Origin of the sequence: Nostoc sp., assembly GCF_036916575.1 — a bacterium.
Taxonomy (GTDB): domain Bacteria; phylum Cyanobacteriota; class Cyanobacteriia; order Cyanobacteriales; family Nostocaceae; genus Nostoc.
This window is the reverse complement of sequence record NZ_JBALGC010000075.1, coordinates 54,254-78,429: the sequence shown is the minus strand read 5'-3', so window position 1 is coordinate 78,429 and position 24,176 is coordinate 54,254. Positions and strand designations below refer to the sequence as shown.

The window sequence follows — 24,176 nt, the reverse complement described above, 5'->3', positions numbered from 1 at the left end:
AAAATCTTATTCGCGGCAGGGAGGAAGGAGCATTCCTCCTGCAAGAACTGCTCCCTTCCCCCCTGCTTCTTGTTCATCTATCTTTCAGATCGCGATCGCTATCTGGCCCAACATCCTCGCTCGACATTTGCTCTACGCTAATGCCGCTATTTTCTCTAGCAAGCCCTGAAACAACCTCAAGCCATCACTACCCCCTAGCATCGCGTCTGACGCCCTTTCTGGGTGCGGCATCATCCCCAACACATTGCCCTGACGATCGCAAATCCCGGCAATGTTGTTGAGTGAACCGTTGGGATTCTCCCCTTCATAGCGAAACACGACTTGCCCGTTATCTTCAATTTCTGCCAGAGTAGCTTCATCAGCGTAGAATCGCCCCTCTCCGTGGGCAACAGGCAAAGTGATAACTTCACTATTGCTATAAGCTTGCGTCCATGAGAGATTAGTCCGCTCAACTTTCAAGGGGACGCGATCGCAGATAAAATGCAAATCCCGATTTCTAGTCAATACCCCTGGCAAAAGTCCAGCTTCTGTTAATACCTGAAAACCATTGCAAATACCGAGGACAAACTTACCCTTTTGAGCGTGTTCGACAACCTGTTGCATCACGGGTGAAAAACGCGCGATCGCACCGCAGCGTAAATAATCCCCGTAACTAAAGCCACCAGGTATGATCACGACATCCAAATCAGCAATGTCCGTTTCTTGATGCCAAACCATGCGAGTTGGTTGTAAGAGCAAATCTCTGGTTACATAAGCAACATCGCGATCGCAATTAGAACCGGGAAAAACAACAACACCAAATTTAGTCATTGGTTATTGGTCATTAGTCATTGGTCATTAGTCATGGGAAGAGGCTCTAGGGGCACAGGGGAAAGATTTACTCGATATTATCCCTTTTGCTCCCCTGCTGCCTTACTCCTTAGTCCTTAAAATACCCCTGTTTGGGTTTCGACCTCAATTAATTCAAAGCGGTAATTTTCAATTACGGGATTTGATAGCATTTGGTCACAAATGCGATCAAGGTCTTGACGCGCTTTCTTCTCTTCAGTCGAGGTGATGGTGAGTTCAATGTACTTGCCAATCCGCACCTGGTCAACGTTTTCGTATCCCAGTTGCTTAAGACCGGATTGTACAGCCACACCAGCGGGGTCTAAAACTGAAGCACGAAGCGTCACGAAAATTTTGGCTAGATACTTGGTTTGCACGGGCTTTTGCTGAATGCTGCGATCGCTATACTATAACTTTCTGTTCCAACTGAGTGAAAATAAGATTACGAAGCGGTTAAAGTTAATTGATCAATTAACCCATCTAACAGCTTCAACTACAGTGGCATATTTAAATAATTGTCTATGAGAGCCATACGCACCCGCAGTCAAGAGCGTATTTTCAACCTCCTGAAAACCGTCAAAAAAGGCATTTCTGCCCAGGATATTTACGTAGAACTACGTAATACTAATCAGAGCATGGGTTTAGCGACAGTTTACCGCTCCCTAGATGCCTTAAAACTCGAAGGCATGGTACAAGTGCGGAATTTGGCTAACGGTGAAGCCCTCTATAGCCTAGCACAGCAAGACAAACACCACCTAACTTGCTTGCAATGCGGTGTTTCAATTCCGATTAATCAATGCCCCGTTCATGACCTAGAAGACCAGTTAGAATCCAGCCATAAGTTTAAAGTTTTTTACCACACCCTTGAGTTTTTTGGGTTGTGCAGTCAATGCCAGGAAAATCAAGGTACTGAGATTGGTTAATAGTTATACCAATTCTATGAGAGGAATAAAGCATGTTTTACTTTTGAATTCTGAATTCTGCTGTAATCAATGCTTTATTCAAATAAAACTCAACCAACTAAATACGTCTATAACTGTTAATTGCCAATTTTCCAAAATACTCAAAACGGGTAAAATATCTTGGTTTTCTTTTAGTTCTGGTAATTTGTTGGGTTCAAAAATCATAATTGACTCATCAGCAGAATCGAGCAACCAACCTAGCTTTGCTCCATTTTGAATAGAAAATGTAATTTTGCGAATAACTCGGTTGGGTGATTGTTCTGGTGAGAGAATTTCGATTATCCAATCTGGGGGAATTTCAAATTTATTTGCAATACTACCTTTTGCCTCAAGGGGAATTCTTGGCCATTCAAACACAGCAATATCTGGTACTATCGAAAATCCGCTAAACGTGCAGCGTAATTCAGTAAAGGCATAAGCTAATTTTTGTGGTTTTGCAACTTGATTTATGGCAGAAGCTAATTCAATTTGTAAAGTGCTATGTTTTCCTTGCGGCATAGGTTTTTGGTATACTTGCCCGTTAAAATACTCGCTTGCTGGTTTTGTCTCTGGTAGTTGTAAGAACTTTTCTACACTTAGTACTGTGCTTGGCTGAATAGATATTTTCATAATTTTCAACTTATCAGAACTTGATTATTCCATCACTAGAAGAATGCGACAATTAATGCGTAGGCGTAGCCCGTCGTAGACATTGCATTCCTCTGACTAGACATTGTAATTTTATCAAATAGCCCAGATGAAATATGAGGCGATGTCTATATCGCGCGAGCTTACCGTTAGATATCGCACAAAGTTTCTTCTCTAATCTTCCACTGTACGTATTTTTTAGATATCACTGAATAAAATAGAGAACTGCTCAATCCAACTACAATAATGTAAACAGGAAATTTTATTTGAGATTTAAGCTAGCAAAATGGCACGATCACTAAATGTAAAACTTAAAGTTTGGCCTGCGCTCGGAAACTGTAGGATTTGAAATCAGGATTTCTCCAACTGCATCAGAAAACCCAACGGTGACTGGCCGAGATTCCCCTAAACGACACGCATTGTAATTTAGCTTAGTAAGCCCAAAAATGTCTTGTGCCACTCGTTCTATGACAGCATCTCCATGTTGAATGTCAATTTGCAGAGGAGCTGGAGTTTCCCAACCATCGTAGGTAGCAAGCCTTGGCTTAAATCCACTTCCCCATAATAAGCCAGAACGCTCGTTGCTCCTTAAAAATGTTCCGCGCAGCACAGGCATTTCACCAGTCCGAAAAAGACGGAAACCATTACTTTTATCAGAACGTACTCTAATACCAACAAGTTTGACACCATTAGGACAAGCTTTTTGATAACCTTCAAATTCTTTATTACTAATAGTGGAGCGTGAATGTAAAAAAATCTCAGTCAGTTCTTTGCCTCCTAGCTCATGATAAGTTCTTAATACTCCATTTAGAAGGTCGGATGCCGAGGCTTTGCTTAATTGAAATTGTTTTGTTTTTAGTGAATACCAGGGGCCAAAGTCACCGAGAAATACTATTCCGTCTCCCGTATTTAAAAACATTTGAGCAGCACAACAAGCTGTTTTACCTTTTTCTGTATCTTCTGCTCGGCGAAATGCTAAACCAATGTAGCAAACACCTTCGCGGGCAGTAAATAGTCGCCAAGGTTTACACCACATTTGTAATAGAGAGTAGTTCCAATGTTCCACATTCTATCAGAAAGTGGGGTAAGAAGAGGGTTAACTAGGACGATTGTTTTCTAATTCTGGTATTTGTTTAGAAAACAACTCGTTAGAGTTAACCTGACCATCTGAAACGACAGAGCGTATACCCTCTAAGGCAGCAGGAATGGAACGCGGATCTATAAAAATCACCTTGCTGCTATCGCTTTTACCAATTGTCGCGCCCATATCCAGATAGCCCAAAGCAAACAAAACTTCTACCGCTTTATTCGCATTGGGGTTAGTGTGGATTTTTTGGGCAATAACTTCTGCCGATTCTGCGATCGCCTGCGCTTTTAAAACTTGTTGCTGACGTTCTGCTTGAGCTTTCAAAATGATCGCCTTTTGTTCAGCTTCCGCTTGCAGAATTGTCGATTTTTGACGAGCTTCTGCATCCAGGATTTGCGCGTCAGCTTTACCTCTGGCGCTATTAACAGCAGCTTCGCGTTCCCCCTCAGAAGTTAAAATTGCTGCCCGTTTGCGTCGTTCTGCCGACATTTGCAATTCCATTGATTCTCGCACTGCTTGAGACGGAATAATATCACGCAATTCTACCCGTGTCACTTTCACACCCCAAGGCTCGGTAGCAACATCCAAATCCTGTAATAAAAGTTCACTGATGTGGGAACGAGCAGTAAAGGTTTGATCCAACTCCAGTTGTCCCATTTCGGCACGAATTTGAGTCAGCACCATATTTACCATTGCCGACTGGAGATTTTCTACCTTGTACCAGGCTTTTTCCATATCCACGATGCGCCAGTAAAACACTGCATCCACCTCAATGCCAACATTGTCACGGGTGATGCACTGTTGGGGAGGAATATCTAAGACTTTTTCTTTGATAGTTTCTCGGTAAACAACTCTATCTACAAAAGGAATGACTAAGTTTAGTCCTGGTTCCAGTTTTTTGTTATAACTACCCAATCTTTCCACCAAAGCTTCATTGCCCTGATTGACAACTTTCACAGACCCTGCTATAGCAGAACCACCAAGGGCTAAAAAGACTAGTAAAAAGAACTGTTCCATTGTGAATCTCCTGATTTTTAACTATATAGGTGTCACTAGAAAGGAGAAGGGGCAGGGGCGAGGCAGAGAAACGACTAATTACTCTTGACTCTTAACTAATGGCTAATGACTATTAACTAATGACTAAGAATTCAACAAATTTTCTGGTATCACAATCAAAGTAGTACCTTCTCTCCTAACCACATAAACTCTTTGATGAGGTGATAGGGTGAATTTGTCATCGTCACATCGTGCCTGCCAAGAATTTCCCTCATACAGCACCCGCCCTGTTTTCCCAGGCAGAATTTCTGTTAAGGTTTCAGCTATAACTGCATCCCGAATTTTAGATTTGCGTTGTCGCGGTTGCAAAAACCGACGCGAAAGCAAAACTAGTGTGGTGGAAAATAATAGCCAAACTACAACTTGCAACCATACACTTCCCAAACCCACTCCAGACAGCAGCGCCACTACCAAAGCGCTAATTCCCATCATCAAGGCGACAAACGCCGATGGTAAGAACAGTTCCATTAGACACAAAACTGCTCCTGCCAGAAACCAGATTAAGGTAAGACTTGGCATAGTGCCATCCTAAGCTCTACATTGACGTAAATGCATTTCTACGATTAGATACAGCCAGACGTAAGTTATTTACAGAAAGCAAAACTTGGTATTTATACCAATAATTTTGATTAATTTCAGTAACAAGGTGTAGTTAGCGGTACACAAATCCAGTCTATTCTAGCCTTCAAGTCATTGCCAGCTAAAGTTAATCGAAGTTCATGAGTTGATTGGTTTTTGAAATTTATACTTTTATGATTTCTACTCAACTGATAATTTATTGTATAAATCCAGGCTGTAATAGCCCGATTAATCCTATGGGAGATAGTGTTTGTGCTAGTTGTCAAACTCCTTTAGTTCACCGCTATCTTTGGGCTATTGGCTCATTGTCTGCTCAAATCCCACCAGGTACAAAGGTTGCAGATAGATACGAAGTAATTAAGCACCAGATTTGGCTGGATACTCAACCGGGACTGCCGCCAGATGTACCAGAAGAATTGCCAAAGGAAGTAATTCCTTATCTACGACTATATCAAGAGCGGTTGCATCTGCCCCAGGTTTATGGGTTTGCTCGTCACCTTCAGGAAGATACAACTGATATCCTGTTATTGGAAAATGTGCCGATAGATGAGACAGGAAATATCTATCCAACTATTGTTGAGGCATGGGAGCAAGCAACGGCAGTACGACAAGTTTATTGGCTGTGGCAAATTCTCCAACTTTGGACACCTTTATCAGAATTGGGATTTAGCCGCAGTTTATTAGTAGTAGACAACTTGAGAGTCCAAGGTTGGTGTGTGCGACTGTTGGAACTCTACCAAACACCAGCAGATGAAAAGCTAAGTTTACAAAATCTGGGACAGTGTTGGCAGTTTTGGGTAGCGTCTGCAAAGGCATCAGTAGCCAAAGGGTTACAGAACATAGTCCAGCAGATGTGTGAAACTGAGGTGGAGTTAGAGGCTATTAATATTCAACTCAATAATTTACTACTAGCATCTGCGGCAGAATTGCCATTAGTCCTAAAGGTGACAGGCTCTACAGATATTGGCCCAGTTATGGCGCAAAATGAAGACGCTTGCTACCCTAATGCTTTGAGTGACTTAGATGAACTTTTATTGCCTCACTTGTCGATTGTTTGCGATGGCATTGGCGGACATGAAGGCGGCGAGGTTGCCAGTAAGTTGGCAGTGCAGTCTGTAAAGTTGCAAATTCGCGCTTTACTAACAGAGGTAACAGAACAAACTTTACTTGTACCAGCAGAGTTGTTGCAAGAACAACTAGAAGCAAGCTTACGAGTGGTAAATAATCTGATTTGTGCCCGCAATAACGAACAAAAACGCCAAGGCAGAGAACGCATGGCTACAACTATTGTAATGGCGGTGCAAGTTCCACAACGAGTGCAGACGAGTATTGGGTGGCAATCAAATAATACCCATGAACTTTACTTGGCTAATGTTGGCGATAGCCGTGCCTATTGGATTACTCGCAATTATTGTCAGCTACTCACAGTAGATGATGATGTGGCAACGCGGGAAGTCCGCTTTGGAAAAAGCTTGTATCGAAAGGCACTTCTTAAACCAGATGCTTGTGCCCTAACTCAAGCATTAGGGACAAGAGATGCAGAATCTTTGCGTCTCAAGGTTCAGCGATTTATTGTGGAAGAAGATGGCATTTTGCTATTGTGTTCTGATGGTTTAAGTGATAATAACTGGGTGGAACAATCTTGGCAAAATTATGCAATACCCGTGTTAACAGGTGAACTGACAGTTGAAGATGCTGTCCGCAACTGGATTAACTTGGCAAACGAAAAAAATGGGCGTGATAATACGTCGGTTGTTCTCACTTATTACCGTGTCTCCCCAGAATACTTAGTACCTGTGACTTTGGCGTTGCCACCAGAGATTATAGAAGCCGAAATACAAGAGGAACCAACTTCTTTGACAGAAAGTTCGCGATCGCTGCTAGATTTGGATCTAGATTTGGATCTTTCAGAAGAACCATTTACCAGCCCAGAAATTCTACCAATCTTAATTACAAAACCTAATCGGGGTAAACGTTTGGTAATGCTGGGGGAAGTGTTGGCGTTGCTTGTGGGAAGTACAAGTCTGGGATTATTTGCTTGGTGGCAATTTAATCCTCAAGGATTCCAGCAGATGTGTCGGCAACTTCCCCAAAAAGTGCAGCAAGTGTGTTTGGGTAGGAAATAGGGAGTGGGGAGTAGCTGACATTAATAACTACCGTAGGTTTTTCACCAATGTTTCAACGTTAGTTATCTAAGTCATGGCGGGAACAGTTTCACAACTTATGGGAACGGTTTCACAACTTACGGGAGCAGCTTCACAACTTACAGGAGCAGCTTCACAACTTATGGGAGCAGTTTCACAACTTACCGGAGCAGCTTCACAACTTATGGGAACGGTTTCACAACTTACGGGAACAGTTTCACAACTTACGGGAGCAGTTTCACAACTTATGGGAGCAGTTTCAGAGCGATGTTGTTCAAGAGAGTTTTTGCATTCACAGTCACGGTTTAAATGGTGAACTCATACTGTGAAGCGATCGCACCGACGACATGGCGCTTTTTGGGTTGGTTTATATGGCATTTTATGGGTAGGGGCGATGGAATTTTGGGCTGATTTAGCCTATGAATTTATGCGTTTAAAGTCTGGTAAACTAGCTTATTTTCATAAAGGTTTACGTGCTATGGCTCTTATCCAGTCTGCTTTATAGCCTCTTTGTCACCCCTTCAGCTAATAAAATATGAACACTTCACCTCGACCCCCAACGCCAATCAATTCCCCCTCCTACCCAACAGAATTTCAACAAGTCATTCTCGAAAAAAGCCAAAACTTTGTTGGTTGTGGATTCGTCTTCACCGCCATCTCCAACTTTCTCCAGCGTCATGACCGGGGTTACTTTACCATAATTGGCGCACCCGGTAGCGGCAAAAGTGCCATCCTCGCCAAGTATGTGACAGAAAATCCCCACCTTCTCTATTACAACGCCCAACTCCCAGGCAAAAATCGCGCTGAGGAATTTATTACTACTATCTGCACGCAAATTGCCCAGACATCTCAAGAAACCTCTTTACCTTCCCTTCTTCAGCAAGTCAGCGACAAGCTAGAACCTCAACAAAAGTTTATCATTGCTATTGATGCCTTAGATGCTGTTGACTCCACCGACCAAACCCCAGGCTCAAATCTCTTTTATCTTCCTAGATATCTCCCGCGTGGCGTCTATTTCCTTCTCACCCGCCGTCCCTACGTGCGAAAACAATCCGGTTTGTTAATAGAAGCACCTTCCCAAATTCTCGACTTAGCAGAATATCCACAAAAAAACCACAAGGATGTCGAATCATACATTCGGCAATACGTCAAAATTGTACTTCACGCAATCAAGAACCGCTATGAGTATTTTTATTCTGATTAACACTTAAATCATCAGCCCTATGTGCTATTTTAGCAACTCGAAATTGCTCTCCTACAAATGTCAATGAATCGGCTAAATGTTTCCGCCAGTATCGCCAAGTGTGACTGCCAGGAAACTGACTAAATAAATTATAAATTTTTAGTTTGTTGAGTACTTTAGTAAATCCTTCAGCTTCGTGAATTTCATCAATATCTGATGTCCCCGAATCCAGGTAGATTCGCAACCTTTTTTGAGCTTGTAAAGGAATGGTTTTGATATAAGATATTGGGCTATTTATTGGACCGCTTTTATCCTGAAAATAACCACTATGACTAAATAAAATCGAGAAATGCTCCAGGTTGTGTAATCCCACATTAACTGCACCCCAACCACCAGAAGATAAACCACCTATCGCCCAAAAATCTGGATTAGTTAATGTCCGATAACGGCTTTGCACAACTTTTACCAACTCATCCCCCACGGCTGTGGAGACTTTACCGTTAGGGCCATCGATATATGCAGGGTCTCGGTAGGGACTAGAGCCACGTTTGTCGTTGCCATCTGGTGTGATGATGATGCTGGGTGGCAACTTACCTGTAGTATAAAGTTGTTCTACAGTTTTAAGAGCTTGTCCCTTGTTCTGAATAAACCAATCACTGGGGTTACCATGTCCACCGTGGAGAAGAAAAATTACAGGATAGCTTTGTTTTAGGTTTTGCTCATAGCCAGGAGGTAAAGAAACGCCGTAAGTACGACTTGCACCCATTACCTGACTATCGTAGGTTTCAATCTTGTAAGTTAAAGGAGTAGCTAAATCGCTAGGATTGGGCTGGGTTGGAAGAAGAGAAGGCGTCGTTTGTAAATCCTGTTGTGGTATTGCTGTTACACTTTGACAGTAATTATAGCCAACTATAGTTAATACTGAAACTAGCAAGAGAATTTTAGATTGTTTGTAGTTCATTTATCATTTATCAGTTGTCATTGTAAAAACAACAGGACTTACGCAAAAAGGCAGTGAAAGCCTTGATTTACCGTAGGGGCAATTCATGTAGACGCTGCATCGGCTTAAGGCAGGGTATTGCCCCGACATTTCGTACTTGATGCGTAAGTCCTAATAACTCTGGTAGCTGGTGTTTGTCTTCAAAAGCTTATGCAAATGATATGTCAATGCTGTGTCAACCTGATGGAAACTTTGCGACTGCTAGTAAGTTAAAAGTCAAGAGTTAGGATAAGTTTCTTTAATTAGCACTCAGGACTTTTAAAATGCTTAAAAAGTTGCAACTCAAATTCAGCACGCTGTTCGGCTTGTCGCTGCTAGTGCTTTCCCTGTGGGCGATCGCTAACGAATTGCGTGAGTATAATTATCGTGATATCCTCAACTCTCTAGCTGCTATTCCCAAAAGTCGCTTAAGCTGGGCAATTTGGCTGACAGCCTTGGGCTATCTAGTGATGATTGGGTACGATATTTTGGGTTTTAGCTACATCGGTTGTTTCCTAAGTTGGAACAAGATTGCTTTCACTAACTTTATTAGCTCTGCGTTTAGTAATACAATAGGTTTTGCCTTGTTGACTGGCAGTGCTATCCGTTATCGATTTTACTCTAGCTGGGGAGTGTCGAAATTAGCGATCGCTCAAGTAATTGCTTTCGCCAATTTTACCTTTTGGTTGGGGATGTTTGCAGTTGCAGGTTTGTTGTTTATCATCAACCCCCTCCAAATTCCCACTCAACTACATTTACCTTTTGCCACCGTGCGTCCCATCGGTGTGATTTTTCTGCTATTAGTCGCTGCTTATTTGTTAGGCAGTATTCTTATTAAACAACCATTAATAATTCGGGGACAAGAATTTCGATTTCCTACTTTTAAAATATCCCTTGCACAGATAGCAATTTCTAGTTTTGACTGGATTCTTGCGGCAGCAGTTCTTTATGCTGTGCTTCCTAGTAATACACCTTTGTCTTATCTAGACTTTTTAGGAATTTATTTACTAGCTATGTTTGCAGGTGTTGTTAGTAATGTTCCGGGTGGTTTGGGAGTATTTGAAACTATAATTTTGCTAATTCTCTCCTCAAAAGTTTCTGGTGCAGCAATTTTGAGTTCATTGCTGGCTTATCGGGGAGTCTACTATTTCTTACCTTTGCTATTAGCAACGGGTTTGCTAGGACTTTATGAAATTAGATTTAAATCAGGAAATCAAAAAAATGAATAATCATCCCCCTGATTGACTAAAGTCGCCTGAAGGGGAACGGGTAAAGTTAAATCCCCCGACTGGAATACTGCAAAATTTGCCCCGGAGTGGGGTGGTGGAATTTGTCGGACGTGAAGAAGAATTGCAAAACCTGCACCAACTTTTGCCGGATAATAAACAAGTAGCCATTGCTGCGATCGCCGGGATGGGTGGAGTTGGTAAAACAGAACTCGCCCTGCAATATGCCATCAAGCAACGCGAAACATACAAAGGTGGGTTATGTAACATTATTTTAAAATGTTTTGAATCTGCGTAAGTTCGTAATAGAGTAAACCTGTGCGTTGCTTTCTGAAAATACTTTCATAAAAAATTTCAAATTTATGTTTCGTAAATTTCCAGGATCAATACCTCTTCGCATATTTGCAGGAGGATTGCTATTAGTATTTGGGTTCAACCAGCTTGCCATAGCGCAGTTTTCCTCAAGTTCTGATGAAACTAGTTTTGAGTTATTTCCTAACAAGCAGTTCATTAACTGCATGGCAGCCACTCCTGGAGTCACGCCTCGGGTTAAAGCCATCGTCAAGCGTGGCAATCTTAATGACAATCTGACTTTGACTCTGACAGGTTTCAAGCCTGGTTTGAAGTTTGATCTGTTTACTGTACAGAATAGTCCTCAGCAAGCATTCGGTAGTCCAGACCCAAATTTCAAGAACTTTGGTCTGGCTTGGTATCAATCTGACGTTGAGCCTGGACGTGTGACAATTAAAACTATCCTGCTAGATCAGATTTTCGGTTTTGATCCGCAAGTAAATTTACCACCTACTAACACTTTCCATATAGGGTTTTGGTTTAACAACCCTAGAGATGCTGCCGCGTGTGGCTTTGATGTTAGCAAACCTACCCCTTTTAATGGTGAACACAAGGCTGGTCCATTAGCATTTATTAGCCGACCTAATTATCAAACTAAGCTTGGACCACTTTGCATCAAACCTAACACCTCAACAAACCCGCCTACTTGCAACCCTTAATCTTTTGATTCAAGACAAGAACTGTGACTTCTAATTTGTCATCAGTAACAGACTCATTCAAGCAGGTTATTTCATTCTAAAATTTCACGTTTTATACTTACGTGTCCTATTGGTACTCTAGGACGCAATCAGAATAAGCCCCAAATATGTCCACCTTCTGCCCAATATGCTTCTAAATAAGCCGGGATACTAGCGCGGTTATCTGTCATTAACAGCCGTTGAGATAATTGCAGATAACCCAACACATCAGGGTCTAAGTTCCCAATGTTGATGCATTACTTTCACCCACACGCAAAATATCTATCGCCGATTAAGACGAAGAACAGCTACTTTCAAACGCGGTGACAAATTTTCATCGCGCAAAAAACGAATCTTCACTAAGCACTTACCTGACGTTCATTTCTTTGAGCAACAGCGTACACGCAAAGCGGCTTTCCGTCAGGCATCACTCTACAAGGATGTTGTTTTTGAATAATTAATTATGATGAGGTATTTTGCGCGATATTTAGTAAACTATATAACTAGTAAGCCTTGAAGGCTTCCTGACCACGAAGAAAAAGGTACAAGCCCACTTCGGCTACGCTCAGTGCATCGCCTAAATTTATTTTGGTGATTCTTAATCTTAATTTTGACTTTTGACTTTTGACTTCCCCGTACTCCTATGGAGAAGCAAGCTACACGCAGCGTCCCGTAGGGAAGGAGCTGACCTGGCGGAAGCGTTAATGAAAGCAGGCACAATTGATTGACTAAAAGTTATGGCGCTCATAGTTCAAAAATACGGTGGTACATCTGTCGGTTCAGTCGAACGTATTCAAGCTGTTGCACAGCGCGTTTATAAAACTGTTAAAGCTGGAAACTCTCTGGTCGTAGTGGTTTCGGCAATGGGGAAAACCACCGATGGACTCGTCAAACTAGCTAATGAAATTTCTCCCAATCCTAGCCGCCGGGAAATGGATATGCTGCTTTCCACTGGCGAACAAGTAACCATCGCCTTACTCAGTATGGCATTGCAGGAACTCGGACAGCCTGCAATTTCCATGACTGGCGCTCAGGTAGGAATTGTTACTGAAGCTGAACACAGCCGCGCTCGGATTTTGCATATTGAAACTACTCGCTTAACTCGCCACATAAATGAAGGTAAAGTAGTTGTAGTAGCTGGCTTCCAAGGTACTACCAGCGCTGGAGAGATGGAAATTACGACTTTGGGTCGTGGTGGTTCCGACACGTCAGCAGTAGCGATCGCAGCCGCATTACGAGCAAATTTTTGTGAAATTTATACAGATGTTCCAGGGATTTTAACTACAGATCCCCGCTTAGTTGCCGAAGCCCAGTTGATGGATGCCATCACCTGTAATGAAATGTTGGAACTAGCTAGCTTGGGCGCAAAAGTGCTGCATCCCCGTGCTGTGGAAATTGCCCGTAACTACGGTGTTCCCTTAGTGGTTAGGTCTAGCTGGACGGATCATCCCGGTACTTGGGTAACATCAGCCAAACCCCAAGGGCGATCGCTGATCAATTTAGAAATTGCCCGTCCGGTGGATAATGTAGAATTTGACACTGACCAAGCGAAGGTGGCTTTGTTGCGCGTACCCGATAAACCAGGCGTGGCAGCCAGGTTATTTGGCGAAATTTCTCGGCAAAAAGTAGACGTAGATTTGATTATTCAATCAATTCATGAAGGTAATAGTAATGACATTGCCTTTACGGTCACCACACCAATATTAAAACGGGCAGAAGCAGTAACAGCAGCGATCGCCCCAGCGCTAAGGAGTCAATCTAACCCCAAATTTGATGAAGCCGAGGTAATGGTAGAACATAACATTGCCAAAGTCAGCATCGCAGGCGCGGGAATGATTGGGCGTCCTGGTGTGGCTGCGAAGATGTTCGCCACCTTAGCAGCAGCTGGGGTGAACATTCAAATGATTTCCACCAGCGAAGTCAAAGTAAGTTGCGTAGTAAATGCAGCCGAATGCGATCGCGCCGTCAGCGCACTCCGCACTGCCTTTGAGATCGAAGCAAAGAGCAAGGGAGAACTCCTAACTCCTAACCTTTGTACAGACGCGATTAATCGCGTCTCTACTCCTAACCCTTGTACAGACGCGATTAATCGCGTCTCTGCTCCTCACTCTTCCCCCATTCCTCCCGTTCGCGGCGTTGCTCTCGATTTGAACCAAGCGCGTCTTGCTATTCGCCAATTACCAGATCGGCCGGGGATGGCGGCGAAACTGTTTGGACTATTAGCGCAACATAATATCAGCGTTGATATGATTATCCAATCTCAGCGCTGTCGGGTGATTGATGGTGTTCCCAGACGAGATATTGCCTTTACAGTCTCGCGCATGGATGGAGAAAGTGCAAAAGAAATGCTTACCCAAGTAGCGGCAGAATTAGGATGGGGTGAAGTTGTTTTAGATAGTGCGATCGCTAAGGTAAGTATTGTCGGTGCAGGTATGGTAGGACAACCAGGTGTTGCCGCTAAAATGTTTGAAGCTTTAGCCCAACAACAAATCAATATTCAAATGATTGCTACCTCAGAAATCAAAATTAGTTGTGTCGTGGCGCAAGAGCAAGGTGTTAAAGCTTTGCAAGCCATTCATGCAGCCTTTGGACTGGCTGGTAGTGAAAAATTTGTAGTACCAGCGTAAAAGCTGACTTTAAGTGCCTCTTTGTTGTGGATACAAAGACTATTTTCTGCTTGCATTGCTAATGCATCGACCTGCAATGTTAATGTATCGGCCGCATTGTTAATGTATCGACCTGCAATCGCATAACATCGACTTACGATGGCATAACATCGACCTGCAATCGTATAACATCGACTTGTATTGTTACTGACTTTTCCCGCTAAGTCTTGAAAAGCTTACTGGTAAAGGATTAAAGAAACAGCACAGCAAATACGGTACAGTAATTGAAATCTGACTTTCCACATCCGGTGAAAAGTCAGGTTTATATACTTATAAGCAAATGTTTGATAATGAAAATTCCTAAAGCTTTAATCACGTTAGCGATTTGTGTACTATCAGTGACAATTTTGTACGCGGTAAATATATCCAAAGTTGAAGCTCAACCTACAACAGATTGTCGCAAACTTGTAACAGGCACATACCTGACGACAAACTCTGGTAACTTCGGTACGTTTCGTGGGATTCTAACGCTCTCCCAAGATGGCAACTTTTTTGCCAGTGCTTCAAACCAAAGTCGTGATGCCTTAGTTCCACCTTACGGTCATATACAGGGTAGTTGGAAGTGTACCTCTTCCAGAGAGATTACTGTCACGACACTCGACTTCATTTACCCAACAGCGACATCACCTGGCGCAATCGGCAGAACCGATACTACTGCGACATTTGAGCCGAAAAATGGAATAGTGCAAGCAACATCAAAAGTGAGGTCTTTCGACCTAAATGCAAATCCGCTCGTGGATAATGGCATGGTACTTGGGACGTTCACTTTCACAGGGCAACGTGTAAAACCCGGACAATAACAAGCCTGTTCTTTAGCCAGAAAACGCCCCTTTGAGGAGAAAGAATCTTACAGATGGGTGGAGGCACTCACCACTATAGAAACTCTTGTAAGCAAGCCCAACCGCGTGATTCATGTCTTTGATAGAGAAGGCGATATCACAGAAGTTTTCGATAAAGTTCGTCAACTTCAGCATACGGGAGTTTTAGTACGTGCCGCTCACAACCGTAGTTTAGATCAAAACTGTGAACGTCTGTGGGCAAAGATGGAAGCGCAACCCATCTCTTTTAAGCAAGAAATTGAACTAAGAGAAACGAGCAAGCGTTCTGCCCGCAGAGCTACATTAGTAGTGCGATTTTGTCCGGTTAATCTGCGTACTCCATACCATTTTGATGGTTTTTAGGACTTGTGTGTCCACCATAGCCTACAAAGAGAGGCAGGTTAGGTGGGAGAGGTTTGTCGAACTCACGTTGTTCTGGTAAGCAGATTGTAGAGACAAGCCGTAGCAGTCTATGCATTTATCTGATTTTTAATTTTTAACATTAATAACACGTAAGCTATAATCAAACAATTTATAAAACTGTATTTATATTGATGAATAGTCATTTCCTAGATGGACGTTATCGAATACTAAAAGTTCTTAATGATGGTGAAAAGGGGAAAACATATCTAGTTAAAGATGTTAATCTTCCTGGCAGTCAATTTGTAGTAAAGCAGTTACGTCCGCATAGTAGCAATTCTCAAACTTTAACCATCCTGCGTCGCTTGTTTGCAAGCAAGGCAGCAACTTTAGAAAAACTAGGACAGGAACACGACAAAATCCAGAAGCTAATTGCTTATTTTGAAGAAAATGAAAAATTCTATATAGTCCAAGAATTCATCCCTGGTAATCCTTTAACTAATGAAATTATCCAAGGACAACCTCTGAGCGAAGACCAAGTTATTCCTCTTTTATCAGAGATACTAGAAATTTTGAGCATTGTACATAGTTCTGGCGTGATTCATCAGAATATTAAACCAGCAAATATTATTCGTCGTGAGTCAGATAAAAAGTTAGTTTTAGTTGATTTTGCTATTGTTAATGAAGCCATTACTAATACCGTTAACAATCTCGAATATATGCCTATAGAACAAGTTAACGGTAACCTCAAATACAACAGCGATATATATGCTTTAGGTATAGTTGCGATCGCAGCACTTATCGGTTTACCAGCAAAGGAAATATCTAATTTCCGAGGTCATAAAAATCGGCTGACAGGTGAAATAGTTTGGCGTGACAAAAATTTAAAAATTAACAGAAAATTAGCAAAAATTATTAATAAAATGGTACGTTTTGACTATCGTAAGCGCTACCAGTATGCAACCGAAGTTTTAGACGACCTGAAAAAGTTAACAAATCTTGAGCAAAATCAGCAAAAACAGGATCAGAAAAAATTATTACTACTTCTAACGGGGGTAGTTGGCTGTATCACACTTGGTTTTGGAGTGTGGTTTTTACAGTCGCTAAAACCTGTAAGTGATGCTCAACAAAAATTATATCAAGAAGGAGTAAATAAATATGATGCAGGAAACTATGAAGGAGCAGTTGAAGATTTCAATCAGGTTATTGAATTAGATCCGCAAAACGCTTTGGCTTATAATCGGCGAGGCGATGCTTATTATCGATTAGGAGACTATGAGCAAGCACAAGCAGACTCTAGCCATGCCATTTTACTCAATCCTCAAGATGCTAATGCCTATTTTGACCGAGGATTTGCTTTTTCTGAATTAGGTAAGTACAAAGAAGCGATCGCTGATTATAACCAAGCAATTAAGTTAAATTCTAAAGATGCATATGCTTACTATGGCCGAGGGTTAGCCCGTGCCCAACTGAAGGATAATAAAGGTGCAATTGGAGATTTTAGCAAAGCGATCGCTCTCAAACCTCAGTATACCGAAGCCTACTTGCAGCGGGGGATTCTCCGCCGTCGCCTCAGACAAAGACTTGGAGCAATCCAAGATTTTGATACAGTAATTAAGATTAATCCTAGTGATGCCAAAGCTTATTATCAAAGGGGTTTAACTCAATCTCTCAATCAACAAAAATATGCAGCACTTAAAGATTACACGGATGCAATTAACATCAATCCTAAATACATAGAAGCCTATCTTAATCGTGGTGATGTTTACAGTGATCTAGGAGATAAACTCGAAGCTACTGAAAATTACAACGCTATTTTACAGATTGATCCTAAATTTATTGGAGCTTATATCCACAGAGGTCTTCACCGCTTTTCTTTCGGAGATTATAAAGGCGCTATTGAAGATTACACCGAAGTACTGAAACTAGATCCTAATAATGTAGCAGCTTACAATAACCGTGGTAATGCTTATCTCGAACTAGGAAATAAAAAAGCTGCAAATCAGGATTATTCACGAGCGATCGCTATTAATCCTAACAATGCCTTAGCCTACTATAACCGGGGTGTGATTCGCACCAAGCAGAAAAATAAACAGGGAGCGATCGCAGATTTCAAAAAAGCTGCAAAACTATTCCAACAGCAAGGAGAAAAAGATAGTTATCAAGATGCACAGAGAGAAATTGCAATTTTGCAAAATAAGTCAGCACCAGCACCAACTACTCGCCCTAAATCTGGAAAAAGAGAAAAAAATTGAGCTATGACTTAATATAGTAATAGCATTTTAGGACTATCTCTTTTATACTATTAGCCCAATATATCCGAAATCTATATGTATCAGGGTTTGTGTGAAATGGTATTACCATCAAAAATCGTAGACTTTGACATTTTATGTATCTTTGTAGTCAAATATAGCGTTTCCCAGGCTACTGAAGTACACACGAACCTTTTATATCAAAACAAGTAGCTTTAAAAACGTACCTCACTTGATTGAGAAACGCTATAAATTATTACTCAATATGAGTCACCATGTTTTCTGACGACTCAATTAGGATTGCTATATGCTAACTCTCCTCACTTTTTATCCAGACAACCTGGAATTATTTACCAGTAGGGATGTCGATACGGTACTGAAAAGAATTGATGGTTCTCACAATATTTGGTTGCGCTGCATTCACTTCCGCGATCGCACTGGAACGGCTAGAATTATCAAGCACTTTGGACTCAATCCATCTCGTGTTGATATGATTTTCAACCATTCCCCTCTAGGAATTGATGAAGACGTAGAAGATTGTTTATTTGATAGCTATGAAATTCTAACTTCTCAAATAAAAAATCATGAGCTTGAGGCTGCACGTGGCAATATTGTGGTTGGAAATAATTTTATAATCACTTTTGAAATCACTGAACTAAAAATTTTAAGCGTTCTAGCTAATAATCTGCAAAAGCGAACTCTAGATATTCAAAAGTGGGAAATAGACTATCTTTTTTATCTCATTTTTAAAGATATTTTGAATAATTACGATACTGTATTTGACTATATTTCTAGAAAACTTGATGATTTAGAAGATGAAGTTTTAGAAAATTCTGGTGATGAATCAACGTACCAAAAAATTGCCACGATGAGGCAATCTACTCGTTCCGGACGCCGTAATTTTCAAAGCATCAAATTACTTATGGTTATTATGGATCATGAAGATTTCCAATGGCTCACCCAACCAGTGAAGGAACTATTTAATCAAGAATTGGTTCATCACGTTGATAAACTCTGGCAAGAATATCAAGCTCTGAGAGCCTGGATGTCAGAATTAATGGAAATTCAACGCGATAATATTGCTAGCAAAACCGCTGAACGAATTAATCGCCTGACTATCCTCTCGACCATATTCTTACCAATCACTTTCATGTCTGGTTTCTATGGCATGAACTTCAAATATATGCCGGAATTAGAGCAACCTTGGGCTTATCCTGTTGTGATCTGTTTGATGGCATTAATTGTAATTGGTAGTATTGTCTATGCTAAAAAACAACGTTGGTTGTAGCTTCTATCAAGTTACAGACTATTTATAAAGTAAAAATAAAATCATTGTAGGGTGTGTTAGGCGCATATTTCGATATAAGTTGTAACCAAAAAGATAAGATGAGCGCCTAACGTACCGCCATAGAACGTGGTGCGTTAGGCTAAAGCCGTAACAGACCCTAACTTTTGATTTACTATGCTAAACAAAAATATTGGTTGTAGCAACTCGCGGACGTAAGCCTAAGATGCGGCATTCCTCCGTGAAGTTGAAAGCCCACGCTGTACAAGGCACGTCCAAGTCAGTGCGGTTAGTTCACGTAAATATAATTACAGCAGTTTTCATGTATTTAAACCACATCTGTCGTAAGGGCGCAAGGCCTTGCGCCTCTACCGCGTAGTCTATTTACCTGAAAATAGCTGTAACTTGATCAAGCTTTGGAATCCGACAAATGAGGTGAAATCGACCTATGAGTGACTTAGTTTTTCTACCCGCTCATCAACTTGCTCAGATGATTCGCGATCGCCAAGTCTCTGCTGTCGAAGTGTTCGATGCTCACCTGGCGCAGATTTCTAAACACAACTCAAAGCTGAATGCGATTTGCACGTTAGACGAAGACAATGCTCGTACCAGAGCAAAGCTTGCGGATGAAGCCCTGGCCAGAGGAGAATACTGGGGCGCTCTGCACGGTGTCCCTGTAACAATCAAAGATATTTTTGAAACAGTAGGACTCCGGACTACAGCAGGTTACATTCCTCTCAAGGACTACATTCCTCAACAGGATGCCACCGTTGTCGCAAGGCTGCGGACAGCAGGAGCCGTTATCCTTGGAAAAACCAACATGGCAGAACTGGCTGGTGATTTTCAAAGTACAAATTCTCTGTTTCCCCGGGTAAATAATCCCTGGAATCTTGACTACACAGCAGGTGGCAGTTCTGGAGGTAGCGCTGCTGCTGTTGCAGCCGGACTTTCACCATTAGATATAGGTAACGATATTGCCGGTTCCGTGCGCCAGCCTGCAACTTTCTGCGGTGTGTATGGCTTAAAGCCAACAGATCGCCGTATTTCCACCGCCGGAAGTATCCCTGAAGTACCGGGAATGCCGCTATGCTTGCGACAAATGTTGACTATTGGCTGTTTTGGGCGATCGCTCGAAGATATTCGCCTTTGTTTTTCACTGATTGCTGGTGCGGATCTGCGTCGCCCAGATGTGCCACCGATTCCCCTTGATACTCCATCTGGCAAGTTTTTGCAGGATCTTAAAATTGCTTGGATTGATGAATGGGTAGAGGTTCCCGTTGCTGCACAAATTCGAGGTGCAGTACAGACAGTAGTGCAAAAACTTGCTCAAGCAGGTACTCATGTTGAACGCTGGCTTCCCAAAGATTTTGATTTATCGACAGTGTGGAACCTCTGCGGGCGGATGGAAGCATATATCAACAACTACGCCCAACCCAAGGATCGCTATAATGTGCTACGCAGTTTAGAGTTACTCTTTCGCACCGCAACTCAAGGCGACAAAAAATTGCGAAAATTGGGGAATTTCAGCAGCTTTCTGCCAGAAATTTTAAATCCCAGTTTAAAAGGATATTTTGAGACACTCACCGAGCGCGATCGCTTCATTGCCCAAATCGATGAAGCCTTAGAAGCATGGGATGTATGGCTCACTCCTGTAACAGCAACCCCTGCATTTACTCATTGTCCGGCTTGGAGCGCTATTGATATTGAGGGCAAATCCTATCCTCATGCGGTGGCAAACGGAGCTTACACTATGCCATTTAATCTCAGTGGTCATCCGGCGGTGGTGATTCCTATTGGGCAAACTCACAATGGCTTACCGATTGGGATGCAGATTGTGGGAAAGCGATGGCGCGAGATGGAGTTGTTGGCGATCGCTCAAGAACTTGACAAAGTGGTTGGTGATTTCCGCCATCCATTGGGCTATTGAGTATTTGCACCAATTAAACTTCAACAGAAAGCGCCAGCTAGTCCGCAGTGAGTCGAAGGGCTTGAGCGATCGCCTCTCACTCCTTCGGTGTTTTAGGTGGACACCAAAAGAGGTTTTGCTGGACAGGTGATCTCTTCGGATAACATGAGAAAGTTAACAGCTTAATACCAGATGAGCGAAACTGTTTACATCGAAACCAGTATTGTTGGCTATTTGACTGCTAGACCCAGCAACAACTTGATCCTGATGGCTAATTTAGAAGCTACGCGGGAATGGTGGGACACACGTCGCGATCAGTTTATGCTCTACATTTCTCAAGTGGTTTTGGATGAAGTAGCACGAGGCGATACAGAGATAGCAACAAAGCGACTTGAAATAGTGCGTGATTTTCCTTTGCTTGAAGTAAGTGAAGCTGTTCAAAATTTAGCAGCACAATTTATCGCAAAAAGTAGCCTTCCACCGAAAGCCGCTGACGATGCGCTTCATATTGCGGCGGCTACAGTTTACGGATTGGACTATCTGTTAACGTGGAACTGTAAGCATATTGCTAATGCTCAAATCCAGAAAAAGCTAGCCCAAATCAGTCTTGATGCCGGATACGAGTTGCCAACCCTTTGTACACCCTACGAACTAATGGGAGAGTAGATATGTGGAAAGATGAAATTATTGAAGAGATTTATAGAATACGAGAAGAACATGCAAAGGCTTTCAACTACGACTTACAAGCAATTTGTGATGATTTGAGACAAAAGCAAGCTGCAAGTAATCGGCAGATCATTTCACAGCCACTCAAACAACCCAGTCGCCGAAATAGCAAATGAGTTCGCCGAAATAACAAATGAGTTCGCCGAAATAGCAAATGAGTTCGCCGAAATAACAAATGCGAACCCCGAAATAGCAAATGAGTTCGCCGAAATAACAAATGCGAACCCCGAAATAGCAAATGCGAACCCCGAAATAGCAAATGCGAACGCCGAAATAGCAAATGAGTTCGCCGAAATAGCAAATGCGAACGCTCCTACCTAGTTTCTCACCCCTTCGGTATTTTGGGTGGACACCAGAAGAGGTTTTTGCTGGACACCCCAAGGGATTCCAGAATTCCTCGCATAACCTCTGTGCGAACCAGCTTTATTGCTAGGTCATGCCTACACTCGCTACATGGGCGATCTTTCTGGGGGTCAAATGCTATAAGAAGTTGCTCAGTCAGCCCTGAAGCTTTCTGGCTACGAAGGCGCATGCTTTTACAATTTTGAGCAAATTCCTGACAAAAAGGCATTTAAGGATAAGTATCGTCAGGCATTAAATGCATTATCCATTGATGATATAACAGCAGAACGGATTGTTGCTGAAGCTAATAATGTCTTTCGGTTCAATTTACAGATGGCTCAGGAGTTAGAGGGAAGTTTAATCAAAGTACTCGGTCAAGTCCTGTTTAATAACCTCACTCGTTCCCAGTATTCAGGTAGCACCGAAATAGCTGCGCCTAATTAAGTTAAGAGTTAAGAGTTAGGAGTTATTCTAATTTCCTCATCTCCACCACTCCCTACTCCCCTTCCCCTCACACATTCATTGGAAAGCAACTCAATGGTTTTTGTATTACCTAGTGTCAAATTTGATCTGGATCTGATTCAAAAGTACGACACTCGCGCACCCAGATACACCAGTTACCCGCCTGCTACAGAGTTAAGCGAAACATTCACTGAAACTGATTTTAAGGCCGCGATCACAGCCTCGAATCAACGCAAAACCCCTCTTTCTTTATATTTCCACATCCCCTTTTGCCAAAGTGCTTGCTACTTCTGTGGGTGTAACACGGTAATTTCCAACAATAAGAATATTGCTAAACCTTACCTGGAGTCTTTGGTTCAAGACATCAAAAACACCGCAGCTTTAATCGATCCAGACAGAAAAGTGCTGCAAATCCACTGGGGAGGTGGTACTCCTAATTACTTGGATCGTTACCAAGTAGAATTTTTATGGAAAAACATCAATCGCTATTTCAACATCGATCCACAAGCAGAAATCTCAATTGAAATTAATCCTCGCTATATCGATAAAAACTACATTTTCTTTTTGAGACAGATTGGGTTTAACCGCATTAGTTTTGGCATTCAAGATTTTAATCGCCAAGTTCAAGTAGCTATTAATCGTGTCCAGCCAGAAGAAATGCTATTTGATGTCATGAGTTGGATCAAAGAAGCTAAGTTTCAAAGTGTAAATGTAGACCTAATTTATGGTTTACCTTATCAAACCCGCGAGACATTTCGGGAGACGCTGAAAAAGACTATTGAGTTAGATCCTGACCGAATTGTTGTCTTTAACTTTGCCTATGTACCGTGGCTCAAACCGACGCAAAAAAATATTCCTCAAGAGGCGCTACCCCCAGCAGAGGAAAAGTTAGAGATTCTGAAAATGACCATTGAAGAATTGACGAATAACCAATATCTATTTATTGGGATGGATCATTTTGCCAAAACTAATGACGAACTAGCGATCGCTCAACGAAATCGCACTCTCAAACGCAATTTCCAGGGCTACACTACCCACGCTCAGACAGAACTTTTTGGCTTTGGTGCTACATCCATCAGTATGCTAGAAGATGCTTATGCTCAAAACCACAAGGAATTAAAGGATTATTATCAGACACTTGCAGCGGGTGCTTTACCTGTTAGTAAAGGTATTAAGCTTACTCAGAATGACATCATCAGACGGGATGTGATCATGGGCATTATGTCTCACTTTCAATTGCAAAAACAAGATATTGAAAACAAATATCATATCAATTTTGATGAATATTTCTGTGAGGAATTAGAGGTGTTGCAGCCGTTAGAAGCTGATGGTTTGGTTAGTTTATCAAAAAATCACATCCAGATTACAGATATCGGTAGATTATTAGTCAGAAATATTGCCGTCATATTTGATACTCACACAAAAACGCGAGAGACAAAATTCTCACGTGCCATTTGATATCACTTTTGCAAATGTTGGTAAGATAGATATTCTCCCCTCAATCTAGCTTGAAAATAACGGTTGAGGGGAGCTAATATGTTGCAATTATTAAAATAATTATTTTAACTCATCCCCCGTTACAATTTAGGCAGATCATCCATATTTGAAACAAAAATTTCGCCAAAATCTTGGTTGATTATTTATCTGTAATTAAAAATAA

General features: G+C 41.8%; 24 protein-coding genes and 1 pseudogene. 18 read left to right on the top strand and 7 right to left on the bottom strand.

Annotation, left to right across the window (positions count from 1 at the left end; translation table 11 throughout):
* Nucleotides 1-132 precede the first annotated feature (132 nt).
* Both purQ and purS read right to left on the bottom strand, forming a co-directional pair.
* Nucleotides 133-810 carry a phosphoribosylformylglycinamidine synthase subunit PurQ gene (purQ, locus tag V7L29_RS15870; RefSeq protein ID WP_334736087.1) on the bottom strand — a complete coding sequence of 226 codons (678 nt, stop codon included), beginning with the start codon at nt 808-810 and terminating at the stop codon, nt 133-135.
* A 116-nt stretch (nt 811-926) separates the two neighbouring features.
* Nucleotides 927-1,205, bottom strand: a complete 279-nt coding sequence (gene purS, locus V7L29_RS15865; protein ID WP_334689611.1) for a phosphoribosylformylglycinamidine synthase subunit PurS — start codon at nt 1,203-1,205, stop codon at nt 927-929.
* A 144-nt stretch (nt 1,206-1,349) separates the two neighbouring features.
* On the opposite strand from purS, the gene V7L29_RS15860 reads away from it, so the two are divergent.
* Entirely contained in the window at nt 1,350-1,751 is a 402-nt protein-coding gene (locus tag V7L29_RS15860; RefSeq protein ID WP_334689612.1) for a Fur family transcriptional regulator, read from the top strand.
* Nucleotides 1,752-1,829: 78 nt separating this feature from the next.
* Here the strand turns inward: V7L29_RS15860 and V7L29_RS15855 are convergent, their stop codons facing one another.
* The 4 genes from V7L29_RS15855 to V7L29_RS15840 all read right to left on the bottom strand — a co-directional run bounded on the left by V7L29_RS15855 (nt 1,830) and on the right by V7L29_RS15840 (nt 5,079).
* Nucleotides 1,830-2,399 (bottom strand): Uma2 family endonuclease, encoded by a 570-nt coding sequence (locus tag V7L29_RS15855; RefSeq protein WP_334689613.1) that lies wholly within the window; start codon nt 2,397-2,399, stop codon nt 1,830-1,832.
* A 316-nt stretch (nt 2,400-2,715) separates the two neighbouring features.
* The gene (locus tag V7L29_RS15850) at nt 2,716-3,453 is read right to left on the bottom strand and encodes a hypothetical protein (protein ID WP_334736086.1); all 738 of its coding nucleotides are present in this window, start codon (nt 3,451-3,453) and stop codon (nt 2,716-2,718) included.
* Nucleotides 3,454-3,513: 60 nt separating this feature from the next.
* Nucleotides 3,514-4,521: an SPFH domain-containing protein gene (locus V7L29_RS15845; protein ID WP_334736085.1), complete on the bottom strand. Its 1,008-nt coding sequence runs from the start codon at nt 4,519-4,521 to the stop codon at nt 3,514-3,516.
* 123 nt (nt 4,522-4,644) lie between these two features.
* Nucleotides 4,645-5,079: an NfeD family protein gene (locus V7L29_RS15840; protein WP_334689616.1), complete on the bottom strand. Its 435-nt coding sequence runs from the start codon at nt 5,077-5,079 to the stop codon at nt 4,645-4,647.
* A 233-nt stretch (nt 5,080-5,312) separates the two neighbouring features.
* Between V7L29_RS15840 and V7L29_RS15835 the strand changes: the two genes are divergently transcribed.
* The 4 genes from V7L29_RS15835 to V7L29_RS15820 all read left to right on the top strand — a co-directional run bounded on the left by V7L29_RS15835 (nt 5,313) and on the right by V7L29_RS15820 (nt 8,487).
* Nucleotides 5,313-7,265: a protein phosphatase 2C domain-containing protein gene (locus tag V7L29_RS15835; protein WP_334736084.1), complete on the top strand. Its 1,953-nt coding sequence runs from the start codon at nt 5,313-5,315 to the stop codon at nt 7,263-7,265.
* Nucleotides 7,266-7,338: 73 nt separating this feature from the next.
* The gene (locus tag V7L29_RS15830; RefSeq protein ID WP_334736083.1) at nt 7,339-7,599 is read left to right on the top strand and encodes a hypothetical protein; all 261 of its coding nucleotides are present in this window, start codon (nt 7,339-7,341) and stop codon (nt 7,597-7,599) included.
* Nucleotides 7,600-7,608: 9 nt separating this feature from the next.
* A complete protein-coding gene (locus V7L29_RS15825) occupies nt 7,609-7,788 on the top strand; it encodes a hypothetical protein (RefSeq protein WP_334689619.1) in 180 nt (59 codons plus the stop codon).
* A 30-nt stretch (nt 7,789-7,818) separates the two neighbouring features.
* Nucleotides 7,819-8,487 carry an AAA family ATPase gene (locus tag V7L29_RS15820; RefSeq protein ID WP_334736082.1) on the top strand — a complete coding sequence of 223 codons (669 nt, stop codon included), beginning with the start codon at nt 7,819-7,821 and terminating at the stop codon, nt 8,485-8,487.
* Here V7L29_RS15820 and V7L29_RS15815 read toward each other — a convergent pair.
* Complete coding sequence (locus V7L29_RS15815) at nt 8,453-9,427, bottom strand: alpha/beta hydrolase (protein ID WP_334736081.1); 975 nt, start codon at nt 9,425-9,427, stop codon at nt 8,453-8,455. The two genes, V7L29_RS15820 and V7L29_RS15815, sit on opposite strands and share 35 nt — an antisense overlap.
* Nucleotides 9,428-9,729: 302 nt before the next feature.
* Between V7L29_RS15815 and V7L29_RS15810 the strand changes: the two genes are divergently transcribed.
* From V7L29_RS15810 to hemN, 13 genes and pseudogenes are all read left to right on the top strand, one after another.
* The gene (locus tag V7L29_RS15810) at nt 9,730-10,674 is read left to right on the top strand and encodes a lysylphosphatidylglycerol synthase domain-containing protein (RefSeq protein ID WP_334736080.1); all 945 of its coding nucleotides are present in this window, start codon (nt 9,730-9,732) and stop codon (nt 10,672-10,674) included.
* A 76-nt stretch (nt 10,675-10,750) separates the two neighbouring features.
* The gene (locus V7L29_RS15805) at nt 10,751-10,969 is read left to right on the top strand and encodes a hypothetical protein (RefSeq protein ID WP_442944197.1); all 219 of its coding nucleotides are present in this window, start codon (nt 10,751-10,753) and stop codon (nt 10,967-10,969) included.
* Between the two features lie 64 nt (nt 10,970-11,033).
* Nucleotides 11,034-11,681 carry a hypothetical protein gene (locus V7L29_RS15800; protein ID WP_334736079.1) on the top strand — a complete coding sequence of 216 codons (648 nt, stop codon included), beginning with the start codon at nt 11,034-11,036 and terminating at the stop codon, nt 11,679-11,681.
* A 755-nt stretch (nt 11,682-12,436) separates the two neighbouring features.
* The gene (locus V7L29_RS15795; protein WP_334736078.1) at nt 12,437-14,326 is read left to right on the top strand and encodes an aspartate kinase; all 1,890 of its coding nucleotides are present in this window, start codon (nt 12,437-12,439) and stop codon (nt 14,324-14,326) included.
* Between the two features lie 329 nt (nt 14,327-14,655).
* Nucleotides 14,656-15,165, top strand: a complete 510-nt coding sequence (locus V7L29_RS15790) for a hypothetical protein (RefSeq protein ID WP_334736077.1) — start codon at nt 14,656-14,658, stop codon at nt 15,163-15,165.
* Nucleotides 15,166-15,222: 57 nt separating this feature from the next.
* Nucleotides 15,223-15,546 (top strand): hypothetical protein, encoded by a 324-nt coding sequence (locus V7L29_RS15785; RefSeq protein ID WP_334736076.1) that lies wholly within the window; start codon nt 15,223-15,225, stop codon nt 15,544-15,546.
* A 191-nt stretch (nt 15,547-15,737) separates the two neighbouring features.
* Nucleotides 15,738-17,798 (top strand): tetratricopeptide repeat protein, encoded by a 2,061-nt coding sequence (locus tag V7L29_RS15780; RefSeq protein ID WP_334736075.1) that lies wholly within the window; start codon nt 15,738-15,740, stop codon nt 17,796-17,798.
* 304 nt (nt 17,799-18,102) lie between these two features.
* Nucleotides 18,103-19,083, top strand: coding sequence for a magnesium transporter CorA family protein (locus tag V7L29_RS15775; RefSeq protein WP_334736074.1), 981 nt, complete (start codon nt 18,103-18,105; stop codon nt 19,081-19,083).
* A gap of 445 nt (nt 19,084-19,528) precedes the next feature.
* Nucleotides 19,529-21,007: an amidase gene (locus V7L29_RS15770; RefSeq protein WP_334736073.1), complete on the top strand. Its 1,479-nt coding sequence runs from the start codon at nt 19,529-19,531 to the stop codon at nt 21,005-21,007.
* A gap of 171 nt (nt 21,008-21,178) precedes the next feature.
* On the top strand, nt 21,179-21,652 hold the full coding sequence (locus tag V7L29_RS15765) for a type II toxin-antitoxin system VapC family toxin (RefSeq protein WP_292719512.1): 474 nt from the start codon (nt 21,179-21,181) through the stop codon (nt 21,650-21,652).
* A gap of 2 nt (nt 21,653-21,654) precedes the next feature.
* On the top strand, nt 21,655-21,828 hold the full coding sequence (locus V7L29_RS15760; RefSeq protein WP_334736072.1) for a hypothetical protein: 174 nt from the start codon (nt 21,655-21,657) through the stop codon (nt 21,826-21,828).
* A 301-nt stretch (nt 21,829-22,129) separates the two neighbouring features.
* Nucleotides 22,130-22,498 (top strand): annotated as a pseudogene (locus V7L29_RS15755) (biliverdin-producing heme oxygenase); the annotation flags it as partial.
* Between the two features lie 93 nt (nt 22,499-22,591).
* Nucleotides 22,592-23,974, top strand: coding sequence for an oxygen-independent coproporphyrinogen III oxidase (gene hemN / locus V7L29_RS15750; protein ID WP_334736071.1), 1,383 nt, complete (start codon nt 22,592-22,594; stop codon nt 23,972-23,974).
* Nucleotides 23,975-24,176 lie beyond the last annotated feature (202 nt).